General features: G+C 67.2%; 15 protein-coding genes, 1 tRNA gene and 1 pseudogene. 7 read left to right on the top strand and 10 right to left on the bottom strand.

Annotated elements, in window-relative coordinates; genetic code table 11:
* Window position 1: 1 nt before the first annotated feature.
* From ACIQLD_RS17810 to ACIQLD_RS17800, 3 genes and pseudogenes are all read left to right on the top strand, one after another.
* Window positions 2–259: a hypothetical protein gene (locus ACIQLD_RS17810; RefSeq protein WP_402610149.1), complete on the top strand. Its 258-nt coding sequence runs from the start codon at window positions 2–4 to the stop codon at window positions 257–259.
* A gap of 3 nt (window positions 260–262) precedes the next feature.
* Window positions 263–817: pseudogene (locus tag ACIQLD_RS17805) on the top strand (fibronectin type III domain-containing protein); the annotation flags it as partial.
* Between the two features lie 18 nt (window positions 818–835).
* Window positions 836–970: a hypothetical protein gene (locus ACIQLD_RS17800; protein WP_402610313.1), complete on the top strand. Its 135-nt coding sequence runs from the start codon at window positions 836–838 to the stop codon at window positions 968–970.
* A gap of 50 nt (window positions 971–1020) precedes the next feature.
* Here the strand turns inward: ACIQLD_RS17800 and ACIQLD_RS17795 are convergent, their stop codons facing one another.
* The 4 genes from ACIQLD_RS17795 to ACIQLD_RS17780 form a co-directional block, all read right to left on the bottom strand.
* On the bottom strand, window positions 1021–1224 hold the full coding sequence (locus ACIQLD_RS17795) for a YegP family protein (protein WP_402610147.1): 204 nt from the start codon (window positions 1222–1224) through the stop codon (window positions 1021–1023).
* Between the two features lie 437 nt (window positions 1225–1661).
* Window positions 1662–2582: a type II secretion system F family protein gene (locus ACIQLD_RS17790; RefSeq protein ID WP_402610145.1), complete on the bottom strand. Its 921-nt coding sequence runs from the start codon at window positions 2580–2582 to the stop codon at window positions 1662–1664.
* Window positions 2579–3436 (bottom strand): type II secretion system F family protein, encoded by an 858-nt coding sequence (locus tag ACIQLD_RS17785; RefSeq protein WP_402610143.1) that lies wholly within the window; start codon window positions 3434–3436, stop codon window positions 2579–2581. The genes ACIQLD_RS17790 and ACIQLD_RS17785 overlap by 4 nt, the downstream gene beginning before the upstream one ends.
* Window positions 3433–4629 (bottom strand): CpaF family protein, encoded by a 1197-nt coding sequence (locus ACIQLD_RS17780; RefSeq protein WP_402610141.1) that lies wholly within the window; start codon window positions 4627–4629, stop codon window positions 3433–3435. Before ACIQLD_RS17780 ends, ACIQLD_RS17785 begins: the two co-directional genes overlap by 4 nt.
* 140 nt (window positions 4630–4769) lie before the next feature.
* Here ACIQLD_RS17780 and ACIQLD_RS17775 point away from each other — a divergent pair.
* Both ACIQLD_RS17775 and ACIQLD_RS17770 read left to right on the top strand, forming a co-directional pair.
* Window positions 4770–4851: transfer RNA gene (locus ACIQLD_RS17775), tRNA-Leu, on the top strand.
* A 96-nt stretch (window positions 4852–4947) separates the two neighbouring features.
* Window positions 4948–5727: a DedA family protein gene (locus ACIQLD_RS17770; RefSeq protein WP_402610307.1), complete on the top strand. Its 780-nt coding sequence runs from the start codon at window positions 4948–4950 to the stop codon at window positions 5725–5727.
* Window positions 5728–5763: 36 nt separating this feature from the next.
* Here the strand turns inward: ACIQLD_RS17770 and ACIQLD_RS17765 are convergent, their stop codons facing one another.
* Window positions 5764–6573, bottom strand: a complete 810-nt coding sequence (locus tag ACIQLD_RS17765; RefSeq protein WP_021199668.1) for a Ku protein — start codon at window positions 6571–6573, stop codon at window positions 5764–5766.
* A gap of 103 nt (window positions 6574–6676) precedes the next feature.
* Between ACIQLD_RS17765 and ligD the strand changes: the two genes are divergently transcribed.
* Window positions 6677–8629, top strand: a complete 1953-nt coding sequence (ligD, locus tag ACIQLD_RS17760; protein ID WP_402610139.1) for a non-homologous end-joining DNA ligase — start codon at window positions 6677–6679, stop codon at window positions 8627–8629.
* A gap of 16 nt (window positions 8630–8645) precedes the next feature.
* Here the strand turns inward: ligD and ACIQLD_RS17755 are convergent, their stop codons facing one another.
* The 4 genes from ACIQLD_RS17755 to murI all read right to left on the bottom strand — a co-directional run bounded on the left by ACIQLD_RS17755 (window position 8646) and on the right by murI (window position 11886).
* Complete coding sequence (locus ACIQLD_RS17755) at window positions 8646–9566, bottom strand: cation diffusion facilitator family transporter (RefSeq protein ID WP_402610137.1); 921 nt, start codon at window positions 9564–9566, stop codon at window positions 8646–8648.
* Between the two features lie 103 nt (window positions 9567–9669).
* The gene (rdgB, locus tag ACIQLD_RS17750) at window positions 9670–10266 is read right to left on the bottom strand and encodes an RdgB/HAM1 family non-canonical purine NTP pyrophosphatase (protein ID WP_402610136.1); all 597 of its coding nucleotides are present in this window, start codon (window positions 10264–10266) and stop codon (window positions 9670–9672) included.
* Window positions 10266–11003, bottom strand: coding sequence for a ribonuclease PH (gene rph, locus ACIQLD_RS17745; protein WP_402610134.1), 738 nt, complete (start codon window positions 11001–11003; stop codon window positions 10266–10268). The genes rdgB and rph overlap by 1 nt, the downstream gene beginning before the upstream one ends.
* A 52-nt stretch (window positions 11004–11055) precedes the next feature.
* Entirely contained in the window at window positions 11056–11886 is an 831-nt protein-coding gene (murI, locus tag ACIQLD_RS17740; RefSeq protein ID WP_402610132.1) for a glutamate racemase, read from the bottom strand.
* Window positions 11887–11948: 62 nt separating this feature from the next.
* Here murI and ACIQLD_RS17735 point away from each other — a divergent pair, with 62 nt between their 5' ends.
* The gene (locus ACIQLD_RS17735; protein WP_402610130.1) at window positions 11949–13274 is read left to right on the top strand and encodes a nicotinate phosphoribosyltransferase; all 1326 of its coding nucleotides are present in this window, start codon (window positions 11949–11951) and stop codon (window positions 13272–13274) included.
* Window positions 13275–13276: 2 nt separating this feature from the next.
* Here ACIQLD_RS17735 and ACIQLD_RS17730 read toward each other — a convergent pair whose 3' ends face one another.
* Complete coding sequence (locus tag ACIQLD_RS17730) at window positions 13277–13543, bottom strand: DUF3039 domain-containing protein (protein ID WP_026049764.1); 267 nt, start codon at window positions 13541–13543, stop codon at window positions 13277–13279.
* Between the last annotated feature and the right edge of the window lie 4 nt (window positions 13544–13547).

The raw sequence follows: 13547 nt of genomic DNA, 5'->3' as shown, positions 1-13547 counted from the left end.
CATGGCACTTGGAGACAACGCACTCGCCGCAGGCTGGACCATCGTTAACCCGAACCTGGACCTGGTGAAGGACGGCGCAGACGAGATCACGGAGACCCGCGACAACGCCGCAGAGGTCAAGCTTGAAACCCGCCCGATCAGCCGAGGCGGTACCGGCGCGACCACCGCAACGCAGGCCCTGAAGAACCTAGGCATCTACGTTCAGGCCGCTGACCCCGGACACGCCAACGGGCGTATCTGGATCAAGCTACCGGGGTAACACATGGCTGATTTCGGCGTCGGTAATCGCGGTACCCTCCGCGTCACGGATGACGGCTCTGTCGTCCGCTTCTATGTTCTCTGCTCTGACCCTCAGACGTTCGTCGGGTCTTACAACTGGTTCGGTACCGTAAATGGCGTTGGCGTGGGTGGAACTGTCTCCCTGTCTAAGGGATTCGCTTCTCGTGAGCTTGGTGGCTGGGGTGTCGGTTACTCCCAGTACGTGACCATCGGACAGCAGGCTACGGGGACGTCCGGTCTCGGGGGATACTACTCTTCTCCCGGTGTATACATCGGTCGGGCGACCGTTCCGGGTGCTCCCGTACCCGTGGGAGTGGACCAGGCCACACCTACGTCCCTCCGCTACCGCTTCTCCGGCACCACGGACGGCGGCTCAGCTATCACAGGCTGGCAGGCGCAGCTTGCAACTAACGCGGGCTTCACCACGGGGGTGCAGACGATTGCCTCCAACGGAACTACAACCTTCAGCGGACTGAACCCCGCGACTACTTACTACTTCCGCTCCCGAGGCTCTAACGCCGTGGGTTGGGGAGGCTGGTCCAGCACCGCCTCCGGCATGACAGAATCGGGCGCGTACGTGTCGGTCAACGGCGCGTGGGTGCCGGTACCCTTCAACTACTCAGACGGCTCCACCTGGACGCCTCTCGCGCCTCAGGTGAGCAACGGCACCGCTTGGGTGCGTCCCATCTGACAGACACCAAAGGGTGCCGACCGAAGCCGACACCCTCTGGCTGATCCGACTTACTGGTACAGGGATACGTCGAGGATTCGCGCACCAGGTGCAACGCGCTTCACGGCGGCGATACCGTTCTGCGCACCTGCCTTGCTCTGGTACATCTCCGACGTGGCGATGACCTCGCCGTTCTCTGCTTCGAGCGTCCAGTAGTACTGGGTGTTGACCTGCGTCTTGCCCAGCGTCTTGTAGATGTTGAAGGAACTAGCCATGTTGATCTCACTTACGGTGACCCAAAGACAGCCGAGAAGGAGTTAGGCTAGAAATCTCCCGCCAGAGAGAATTGCGGCCTACGTCCCGGCACCGTCCGACGTGGGTCGCTTTTTTGCGCCGTCCGGTACTACAACACTACATATGGGGACCGACACGTGCGCCCGCCGCAAGGGGTAGTAGTTACATCCGTGTAGTTATCCACCGTTCTCCACCGATACAACACAGGTAGAGCACCGTTTCATCCACAGGTAGCGCTCCCCCCTTTCGGTGGAAGTGCCGCGAGATTCCAAGGATGTTGGGCCGCGTCGTGCGGTCCATCCACAAGAGGCGCGCAACGCCGCACCGCCGACATTCGGATTCCTGTGGAAATCGATCCACGGCGTGTCGCTGGCGTGTTGCGGTGCCGCAGTGGGAGTATGTCACCTCCTGACCAGCCTCAACATACCCTTAACTTGACTTTCGCTAAGAGCACCGAGAGCGGGAGGATCAGGAAGACCAGTGGCAGGAGCATCAGGATCTCCTTGCGCCCCGCCTGCTCGATCAGCACACGCTTCGCATCCTCCCGTGCATCACCGGCCTGCGCATGCAGTACCGCGGCGAGGGGCGCCCCGTGCTCGATCGCTGCGATCACCTGGTCGACGACGCGCGACAGTCCGGGAAGCTGAAGGCGTCGCGCCATCTCGTTCAGTGCGTCGGACAGCGGCGAGCCGGTACTGACAGCGAGCACCACCTGGCGCAGTTCGGCGGTGAGCTCACCGGAACCCACATCCGCAACCCGACGCAGAGAATCGAGAAACCCTTCGCCCGCGGAGAGGCAGAGGGCCAAGAACTCGAGCGTCGTCGGAAGCTCGTCGGTAAGCCGTACCCGTCGGGCCTTGGCCCGCGCAGAAAGTTGCACGTCATACGCGGCGGCCGCCAGCGCTCCGCACAGCAGCGGCATCGCACTCGTCGGCACCGAGAGGCGTCCGGTGAGCGCGAGCACGGTCAACACGACCGCCCCGACGCCTATCCCGGCGAGGCCCCATCCCAGTTGTCGTCCCCGGAACACGGCCGGGTCGGTCCGCACGCCGGCCTGAGAGAGGCGTTGGCGGAGCGCCTCTCCCCCGCCGAGCAGCCTTTCGAAGCCGCTTCGTGCGCGCTCCCACAGCGTCCGCCCACTCGTCGGAAGCGCGCCCACCGCGGGCAGGACCCCTCTGGGCAGGTGGTGGTCGGCGACGACGTCGCGTACGTAGGGCCCGATCCGCACGGCGAGCGATGCCGCTCTCCACCGTGGAAGCGCGGAGAGGACGCTCAGCACGCCCGCCGCGAAGCCGCACCCGATCAAGACGGCGCTCGCGAGCACCGAGACCGCGCTCATCCGAACCACCGCCGGGGTTCGGGGAGCCGCCCGATGCGGACCATGATCTGGAAAGCGACGAGCGACACAGCGGCTCCCAGACAGATCACGAGCACGCCTTCGGGAGTGCCGTACGCCGCTGCACCCTCCGGCCGAAGCACGAGCAAGCCGAGGATCACCCACGGTGCGACGGCCCCGAGAACGGCGGCACCACGAATCCACGATTGCCGTGCTTCGACCTCGCCCCGCAGCGCCGCATCCGCCCGGACAGAGCTCGAGAGCGCGCGCAGCACGCCGATCAGTTCGGTGCCGCCGACCTGACGCGCCATCCGCAAGGTCTCCACGATGCGATCTCCGATGGGGTCGGCCAGCGTGGATTTGAGCCGGTCGAGGCTGGTCTCGAACCTGCCGGTGGCCCGCAGATCTCTCGCGAACACGACGAACGCCGGCCTCAGCATCTTCGGCGCGGACTCCGCCAGACTCGCCACCGCGTCAGGGAGCGACAAGCCGACCCGAATCGACGCGATCAGAAGATCGCATACGTCCGGCCAGAGCTGGCGCCGCAACCGTCGCAGTCGCAACCGTCGTGCGCGCAGGAACACGATCGGTGCGGCGGCTCCCGCCAGGCCTGCCAGCGCGGAGAGCACGGCGATTCCCGTCAGAAGCCAGACGGCCGACGCGGCGACCAGCCCGGCCGCGATGACGACAGCGAGAAGTGCACGCTGCGAGACTCCGTCCACCCCCGCTTCCTCGATCAGTCGGACCAGCCGTCCTTGCCGCGGCGTCGGCACGCCATCGTCGGACGGCGGCCACATCCACGGCGACAGGCACAGGAGCACCCCCGCCGCGAGCACGGCACCGACGAGCACAGTCACGATGCCACCCCGACTGCACGCAGGCTCGTCCACTCGGTCACGACCTCGCCGCCTGCCCGCGTCCCCGCCCGGTACACCAGAACGGTGCGCACTCTTCCCTCGTCGACGTCGCCCGTCGGGGTGATGATCTCCTGCACCTGGCGTCGCCCCGCTCCGTCTCGGACGCAGTGAACGACGAGGTCGATCGACGCGGCGAGCGCCGGTGCGATGAAGGTCCGGTCGATGTTCCGTCCGGCCAGGAGGGGAAGGATGCTCAACTTCTCGATCGCCTCGGTCGCGGAATTCGCGTGCACCGTGCATGCTCCCGGCACCCCCGTGTTGAGCGCGAGCACCAGGTCGAGGGCTTCAGCATCGCGGACCTCTCCGACGACAAGGCGGTCCGGTCGCATCCGCAGCGCCTCCTTCACCAGCCGGCGCAAGGTGATCTCCCCCGTCCCCTCGATGCTCGCCTGCCGTCCCTGCAGCGAGACGAGGTCAGGACCGTCCACGGCGAGCTCGAACGTCTCCTCCACGGTGACGATGCGCTGCGTATCGGCGCAGGAGGCCAGCAGCGCGCCGAGCATCGTGGTCTTGCCCGCATGTGTGGCGCCCGAGACGATCACACTGCGACCTTCGTTCATCGCGGCCCGCAGCAGCACCGCGACATCAGTGGGCATCATGTCCTGAGCCGTCAGTGCTTCGAGGGATCGGTACTTCGGCAGGAACTTGCGGATGTTCACGGCCCAGGAGCCACGCACCACATCGGCGATCGCCACATGAAGACGCGAGCCGTCGGGCAGCGAGGCATCGACGAACGGCTGGCTGATGTCGACCCGCCGGCCGGTCGACTGCAGCATCCGCTCGACGAGGTCGCGCACCGCCACCTCGTCGAGGCGAAGCGTCGTCCGCTCGGCCGTGCCGTGCCGTGCGACATGCACGTGACCGGTTCCGTTCACCCAGATCTCCTCGATCTCCGGATCGTCGAGCAGCGGCTGCAGTGCCCCGAAACCACTGAGCGACGCCATCACTTCGCGCACACACGCCGCTTCATCGTCGATCAGTGCCTCGCCGCGAGCGAGCGCGAGATCGTCGTGTCGTCGGACCTCGGCGTGGGTGATGCGCCACGCTGCATCCGGATCGATCGACGGGTCGATGCCTTCGGCGCGCAGACGCGACCGTACGCGCTCGGCGACAAGGGCAGACGGATGGCTCACTCCGGCATCCTCGCAACTATCCGCATCGGCCGCCGAAGTTATCCACAAGCGCGCCGAGGACTCCCGTCCCTCGGCGGGCGCGGACTGCGGGCTGATCCCCAGACACGCCGATTCTGTGATCAGTAGACTGATTCCAACGCGCGGGAGTGGTGGAATTGGCAGACACGCAGGATTTAGGTTCCTGTGCCCCAGGGCGTGTGGGTTCAAGTCCCACCTTCCGCACGAGAGACGACGACGGCCTTCCCTGGTCGCCACGACATCGCTCTGTTCTACCGCCGACCATTCACGACCGACGGGACTCCCCCAGTGCTCGAAACCATGCTGCACGCACCGACCGCTCTCATCCCCTGGCTCGATCCTGCGACGATCATCGGCACCGCCGGCCCGTGGGCGCTGCTCGTGGTGTGCTTCATCATCTTCGCGGAGACCGGTCTGCTCGTCGGATTCCTGCTCCCCGGTGACACCCTCCTGGTGATCGCTGGCCTCCTCTCGCACCCGATCGCGGGCTCGGAGCACGGCGTCTTCGGCATCAGCGTCTGGTGGGTCGCCCTCCTGATCGGACTCGCGGCCTTCGTCGGCGGTGAGGTCGGATACGTGATCGGCCACAAGGGCGGACCGGCGGTCTTCGAGCGCAAGGAGTCGGGCCTCTTCAGCAAGAAGAACGTCGAACGCACGAACGCGTTCTTCGAGCGCTTCGGCGGCATCACCGTGATCCTCGCGCGCTTCGTGCCGATCGTGCGCACCTTCGCCCCGGTCGCCGCCGGCGTCGGCCACATGCCGTGGCGCAAGTACACCCTCTACAACCTGATCGGTGCGGTCCTCTGGGGCTTCGGACTCACGATGTTCGGCTACCTCATCGGCTTCATCCCGCCGGTCGCTGCGTTCGTCGAGAGCTACATCGACCTCATCCTGCTCGCCGCTGTCGGCGGCACCGCTCTCGTCACGCTGTGGCACTACCTCTCCGAGCGCCACAAGGCGAAGAAGGCCGAGGCGGCCGGCGAAGACGTGGTCACCGATGCCGAGGAAGCGCAGGAGCTCGTGCTCGACGCCGATGTGTTCGATCGCGCCCCCGACCTGGACGGCGACGGCAAGCACTGATCGAGCATCGGGTGCCGATTGCTCGGCGCCCGATGCTCACCCCGCGTTCTTGGCGCGCTCTTCCTTCGAGCGCGCCACGCTCGCGCGCAGCGCCTCCATGAGGTCGATGACCTCGCCGCCCTCGGCCGCCTTCTCGGCTTCTCCGAAGGTCTCGGCGACGTCGAACGTGTCACCTGCCTCGATCTTCGCGTCGATGAGGGTGCGCAGCTCCTTCTGGTACTCGTCGACGAACGCCTCGGGATCGAAGTCCGCCGAGTAGCTGTCGACGAGGGAGGCCGACAGTTCCAGTTCCTTCTTCGAGATCCGCACGTCCTCGTCCAGCGCGGGGAACGCGGCTTCGCGTACCTCATCGGCCCAGAGCAGGGTCTGCAGCACGAGCACCTTCCCCCGCACCCGGAGCGCGGCGAGCCGCGTCTTCTGCCTCAGCGTGAAGCGCACGATCGCCGTGCGGTCGGTCTGCTCGAGGGTCTTCCGCAGCAGCACATACGCCTTCGGGGACTTCGAGTCGGGCTCGAGGTAGTACGGCTTGTCGAGCGTGAGCAGGTCGACCTGCTCGGACGGCACGAACTCGACGACGTCGATCTCCCGGCTCTTCTCCGCGGGGAGGGCGGCGAGGTCGTCCTTGGTCAGCACGACGGTCTGACCTTCGTCGACGTAGGCGCGATCGATGTCGGCATATGCCACGGTCTCCCCGCAGACCTCGCAGGTGCGCTGGTAGCGGATGCGTCCGCCGTCCTTCTCATGCACCTGATGCAGCGGCACGTCATGGTCCTCGGTCGCGGAATACACCTTGACCGGGACGTTCACGAGCCCGAACGTCAGTGCGCCCTTCCAGATCGTCCTCATCACACCAGTAGACACCAGCCACAGCCGTCGCGACCAGTCCCTTGACGAGGCGGTCACTCGACGGTGCCACTCGACGACGGTGCACCTTGACTACGCTGGCCCCATGGTCGCAGAAGCACAGATCGTGCAGGTCGACGGTCGACGTCTGCGTGTGACGAACCTCGACAAGGTCGTCTACCCCGAAACCGGGACCACCAAAGGCGAGGTCATCGCCTACTACACGGCCATCGCTCCTCTCCTGCTCCCGCTCCTCGCCGGGCGCCCTGTCACCCGCAAGCGCTGGGTGGAGGGGGTCGGGACCGCGGATGCCCCCGCTGACGCGTTCTTCACGAAACAGCTCGAGCCGGGCGCCCCCTCGTGGATTCCCCGACAGGCGATCCAGCACTCCGACGGCCCGAAGGAGTACCCGCTCGTCCAAGACGTCCCCACTCTCGTCTGGCTCGCACAGGTCGCCGCGATCGAGCTTCATGTGCCGCAGTGGCGCTTCTCCCCAGAAGGCCTTCCCGGCAATCCCGATCGGCTCGTCCTCGATCTCGACCCGGGCCCGGGTGTGGGGCTGGCGCAGTGTGCCGAGGTCGCCCGAATCGCGCGCAGCCTCCTGTCCGGCATGGGGCTGGACCCTCTGCCGGTGACCAGCGGAAGCAAGGGCATCCACCTGTATGCCTCCCTGCCGGGCGAACAGACGAGCGACGAGGTCTCCGCTGTCGTCAAAGAACTCGCACGGATGATCGAGAACGACCACCCCGATCTGGCAACGAGCGTCATGACGAAGGCGGTCCGAGGCGGCAAGGTGTTCCTCGACTGGAGCCAGAACAACGGCAAGAAGACCACCATCTCGCCGTATTCCCTCCGCGGTCGCGCGCAGCCCTGGGTCGCGGCTCCGCGCACGTGGGACGAGCTCGACGATCCCGATCTCGCGCAGCTCGACCTCGACGAGGTGCTGGCCCGCGCCGCCACGGGAATCGACCCGCTCGCGATGCTCCGCCCGCCTGCGACGGCTCCACTCGCACAACCCGCGAAGACGCATCGCACTCATCGATATCCCCGAAACTCTCCCGCCCCTGTCGCCCCTGCGGCCACGGCTCCGATGGCGCCGATGCTCGCGGAGAACGGCACCCCGGGAGTGGCACGTGCGCTGAGCGACCCCTCCTGGGTCGAGGTGAAGTGGGACGGCATCCGCGCGCTGGGCACCTGGGCAGACGGGCGCATGCTGCTGCACGCGCGCCGCGGCACGGACATCACGGCTCGATACCCCGAACTCACGGCCGACGGCGCCCCCTTCCTCCCCGTGGCGGATGCCGTCGTCGACGGCGAGATCGTCGCGTTCGACGCCCACGGCCGGCCGAGCTTCTCCCTCCTCCAGAACCGGATGCACCTCGCCCGGCCACGGGAGATCGAACGCGAAGTGGTGCGCACTCCCATCGTCTACATGCTGTTCGATCTACTGCGTCTCGACGGCCACGACCTCACCGGCATGACGCTGCGCGAGCGCAGGACCCTGCTCGATGAGCTGATCGCCGATCTCGATGCCCCGGTGCAGGTCCCTCCGGTGTTCGACGACGTGGACGCGGCACTCGCCGCGAGCCGGGAGTTCGGACTCGAGGGTGTGGTCGTCAAGGATCCTCAGTCGCGGTACCGGCCGGGGCAGCGCTCCCCGTCCTGGCTGAAGCTCAAGCACACGCGGATGCAGGAGGCGGTGGTCGTCGGCATCCGCCCCGGTAGAGGCGACAGGGAGAGCACGCTCGGATCTCTGCTGCTCGCTGTGCCCGACCCGACCCGAGGCGCGGGCGGACTGCGCTATGTCGGACGCGTGGGCACCGGTTTCACCGACCGGATCCTGAGAGACCTGCTCACACGACTCGACCCTTTGCGCGTGGATGCCGCTCCGCTTGCCGGCGTCCCCGCTCCCGATGCCTCCGACGCACTGTGGGTGCGTCCGGAAGTGGTGGGCGAGGTCGAGTTCGCGAATTGGACACCGGACGGCGTGCTTCGCCATGCCCGTTGGCGGGGACTGCGCCCGGATAAGACCCCGGACGAGATCTCCGTCGAAGACTGAGAGCAGGACGGACCGTTCAGGCGTGGTGCGGTTCGCAGTCCGACTGCTCCGCGGGCTCGATCTGGAAGGTCGAGTGCTCCACGTCGAAGTGGTCGGCGAGGCACGCCTGCATCTCGGTCAGCAGCTGCGACGAGCGTCCGTCGGCGAACAGCTCCGGCTCGATGCTGACGTGGGCCGTGAACACCGGGGCCCCGCGGGTCAGCTGCCAGACATGCACGTCGTGCACCCCGACGACGCCGTCGTATCCGAGCAGGTGGGTGCGGATCTCGCTCACCGCTGTGCCCTTCGGCGCGGACTCGGCGAGAACCGAGAACACCTCGCGCAGAAGAGCGATGGCCCGAGGGATGATCATCGCGGCGATGAACAGCGAGGCGATGGCATCCGCCGGCATCCACCCGGTGATGAGGATGACCACGGCGGCGACGATCACGGCGGCCGACCCGATCAGATCGCCCATCACCTCGAGGTAGGCGCCGCGCACATTGATGCTGGTGCGCTGCGCGCGGCTCAAGAGCCACATCGACACCGCGTTCGCGAGGAGTCCGACCACCGCGACGACCAGCATCAGCCCGCCTGCGACCTCGACCTCTCCCGGATTGACGAGGCGCCCGATCCCCTCGATCGCGACCCAGGTCGCGAGGGCGATCAGGATGACCGCGTTGATCAGCGCCCCGAACACCTCGGCGCGCTGATACCCGAAGGTGCGCCGGTCATCGGCCGGGCGCGCGGCGACGGTCGCGGCGATGAGAGCGATCACGAGGCCGGACGCGTCGGTGAACATGTGCGCCGCATCGGCGAGCAGCGCGAGAGAACCGGAGAGCAGCGCGCCGATGACCTGCACGATCATCACCGTCGCGGTGAGGGACAGCGAGATCGCGAGCAGGCGCCTGCTGCTCGCGGAACGGATGCCACCGGGGGCGGGTGCGTGATCGTGCATGCCCCCAGGCTAGACCGGGATCGAGGCCCGGAAGGCGGGTTCCGGCTAGTCGGGAAGGGTAACGATTCTCAGCTTCAGCAGCGGTTTCTCGCGCCGACGGTGCTCAGAGCGCAGCGAGCAGGGGAACCAGTTCGGCGAAGGCGCGCGCTCGGTGCGACTGCGCCTGCTTCTCGTCGGAGGTGAACTCACCCACCGACCGCTCCTCCCCGGCCGGCTGACCGTCCGGGACGAAGATCGGGTCGTACCCGAAGCCGCCGGCGCCCGACGCCGCATGCGCCAGGCGACCCGGCCAGCGTCCCTCCACGACCTGCTCCCGACCGTCCGGCAGCACGAGGGCGATCGTCGAGGTGAAGTGCGCTGAGCGGTGGGGGTCGGCGATGTCGTGCAGCTGGTCCAGCAGCAGCTCGAGGTTCGCCGCCGCATCCTTCCGCTGCCCCGCCCAGTACGCGGAGAACACCCCAGGCGAGCCGCCGAGCACATCGACGCAGATGCCGGAGTCGTCGGCGAGGGCTGCGAGTCCCGTGTGAGCAGCGGCGGCCCGCGCCTTGATGAGCGCGTTCTCGGCGAACGTCACGCCGTCTTCCACCGGTTCAGGACCGTCATAGCCGACGATCTCGAGGTCGGGGCGTGTCTGCTCCACGATCTGCTGGAACTCCGCGACCTTGTGCGGATTGTGCGTGGCGAGGACGACTCGCATCATCACTCCCCCTGCAACGCGGCGAGCTGCGTGCCCTTCAGGTCAGCGCATCCGGCCAGACCGAGCTCGAGCAGAGCATCAAGTTCTCGCTTGTCGAACGGTGCGCCCTCGGCTGTTCCCTGCACCTCGACGAAGAGCCCACGGCCGGTGACGACGATGTTCATGTCGGTCTCGGCGCGCACGTCCTCGACATATGCCAGGTCGAGCATGGGCTCGCCGTCGATGATCCCGACCGAGACCGCCGCGACCGAGTCGAGCAGCGGCGAGGAGTTCTTGCCGATGAACTTCTTCTCCCGGCCCCATTCGATGGCGTCGGCGAGGGCCACGTACGCACCGGTGATGGCCGCCGTGCGCGTACCGCCATCGGCCTGCAGCACGTCGCAGTCGATGACGATCGTGTTCTCGCCGAGCGCCTTCGTGTCGACGACGGCGCGCAGCGCGCGACCGATCAGGCGCGAGATCTCATGGGTGCGACCACCGATGCGCCCCTTGACGCTCTCCCGATCGTTGCGGCTGTTCGTGGCGCGCGGAAGCATGGAGTACTCCGCGGTGACCCAGCCCTTGCCCTTGCCGGTCAGCCAGCGCGGGACGCCGTTGGTGAAGGATGCGGTGCACAGCACCTTGGTGCCGCCGAAGCTGATCAGTGCCGATCCTTCGGCGTGCGCGCTCCAGCCGCGCTCGATGGTGATCTCACGAAGCTGATCGGTGGAGCGGCCGTCGACGCGGACGATTTCGGACATGTGCTTCTCTCAGGTCGGGGTGGCGGATCGAATCGGAGCGATTCGATCCGGATTACTCGAAAGCGATCTCGGGGAGGGTGATCACGCCGGTCTGAACGAGCTGCACGTCCCGGACCTCGCGTCCCATCAGTCGGTTGGCCAACGCGGTGAAGTCGTCGGTCGAAGCGCCGGTGGCCTCGTAGACGTAGCTGGCCGTGGCGTCGGGTGAAGCGAGGAGGTCACCCCGCACGAGCTGACGGTAGACGTCGCCTGCCGTCTCATCATCGCTGGAGACGAGGGTGACGCCCTCACCCATGACGTAGCTGATGGCGCCGCGGAGGAACGGATAGTGCGTGCAACCGAGCACGAGCGTGTCGACTTCGGCGTCGCGGAGGGGGGCGAGATACTCCTCGGCGACCGCGAGCACCTCGGGGGTACCCGTGATCCCGGCTTCGACGAACTCGACGAAACGCGGGCAGGCAGCCGTGAACACCCGCAGTCTCTCGTTCACCTCGAGCATGTCCTGGTAGGCGCGGGAGCCGATGGTGCCGACCGTGCCGATCACGCCGACACGTCCGTTGCGCGTGGTGGAGACCGCGCGGCGCACTGCGGGGCCGATCACTTCGACCACCGGGACGTCGTAGCGCTCGCGAGCGTCTCGGAGCATGGCGGCTGATGCGGTGTTGCACGCGATCACCAGCATCTTCACGCCCTGCTCGACCAGCGTGTCGAGCACCTCGAGGGAGTAGCGGCGGACATCGGCGATGGGCTTCGGGCCGTACGGCGAGTGCGCGGTGTCGCCGATGTAAACGAACGACTCTCGGGGCAGCTGGGCGCGGATGGCCCGCGCCACCGTGAGCCCGCCGACACCGGAGTCGAATATCCCGATCGGCGCGTCGTTCATCATGCCCAGCCTACCTGCGCGGGACCCGCCGCGCGCATCGGTGCGCTCACTAAACTGAGCGCATGACCACGTCGACGGCGCTGCTCACCGACCGCTATGAGCTGACGATGCTCGCCGCTTCCCTCCGGGATGGGACGGCATTCCGCCCCAGTGTCTTCGAGCTGTTCTCCCGACGATTGTCCGGCGGCCGCCGCTTCGGTGTCGTCGCGGGCACCGGCCGTCTGCTGGGCCTCCTGCGTGACTTCCGTTTCGGCGAGGACGAACTGCGATTCCTCAGGGACGAGAACGTCGTCGACGCCGCGTCCATCACGCACCTCGAGAACTATCGGTTCACCGGATCCATCCGCGGCTACCGCGAGGGTGAGCTGTACTTCCCCGGCTCGCCGATCCTCACCGTCGAGGGGACGTTCGCAGATGCCGTGGTGCTCGAGACCCTCGCGCTGAGCGTGCTCAACCACGACTCCGCCGTCGCCACCGCCGCGTCGCGCATGAGCATCGCCGCCGGCGAACGTCCGCTGGCCGAGATGGGCTCCCGCCGGGCCGCCGAGCGCTCGGCCGTCGCTGCAGCCAGGGCCGCCTACATCGCCGGTTTCGGTGCGACGAGCAATCTCGAGGCCGGACGAAGCTGGGGCATCCCCACCATGGGCACCGCGGCCCATTCCTGGACGTTGCTGCACGACACCGAGGAAGAGGCGTTCCGCTCACAGGTGGCGAGCATGGGCACCGGAACCACCCTGCTCGTCGACACCTACGACATCCGCACGGGTGTCGAGACGGCCATCCGCGTCGCGGGCACGGAGCTCGGCGGCGTGCGGATCGATTCCGGCGACCTCCCCATCGTCGCAGGAGACGTCCGCGCGCAGCTCGACGAACTCGGTGCGACGTCCACGCGCATCACCGTGACCAGCGATCTCGACGAGTACGCGATCGCCGCTCTCGCCGCTTCGCCGGTCGACGCCTACGGCGTCGGAACGTCAGTCGTCACCGGTTCCGGCTATCCCACCGCGAGCATGGTCTACAAGCTCGTGGCGCGACAGGATTCCACCGGATCGTGGATCGGCGTCGCGAAGGCGTCAGCAGACAAGGCCTCGCACGGCGGTCGCAAGGCCGCGTTCCGCACCCTGGTCGACGGCGTCGCCACCGCGGAGACCGTCGTCGTGTCCGACGGCTTCGAGGAACTCGACACCGCGGCCGAGCACCCCGACGGTCGCCCGCTTCAGGTCACATTCGTCGACGGAGGCGACATCGACTCCTCGTACGAAGGTGTCGAGGGTACGGCGACGGCGCGAGCGCATCATCTGCGTGTGCGAGAAGAGCTTCCCGTGCGCGCACTCGCGCTCAGCAAATCCAACCCGGCGATTCCCACCGTGTACGTCGAAGCCGAGTGACGTCAGCCGATCATCGACTCGTAGATCTCCTTGCACGTGGGGCAGATCGGGAACTTCTCCGGGTCGCGGCCCGGGGTCCACTTCTTGCCGCACAGCGCGCGCACCGGCTTGCCGGTGATCGCGGACTCGAGGATCTTGTCCTTCTTCACGTAGTGCGAGAAGCGCTCATGGTCGCCCGGTTCGAGATTCTCCTCGCGGAGGAGCTCTTCCAGTTCGCGATCAAGCGTTGCCACGCCGCCCTGATCGGGGCTGTCCAGCGGAGTACTCATCCCG

It is taken from the genome of Microbacterium sp. NPDC091662 (genome assembly GCF_044756705.1).
Lineage (GTDB): Bacteria > Actinomycetota > Actinomycetes > Actinomycetales > Microbacteriaceae > Microbacterium.
The sequence above is the reverse complement of the archived record's forward strand: the minus strand, read 5'-3'. Positions and strand labels throughout refer to the sequence as shown.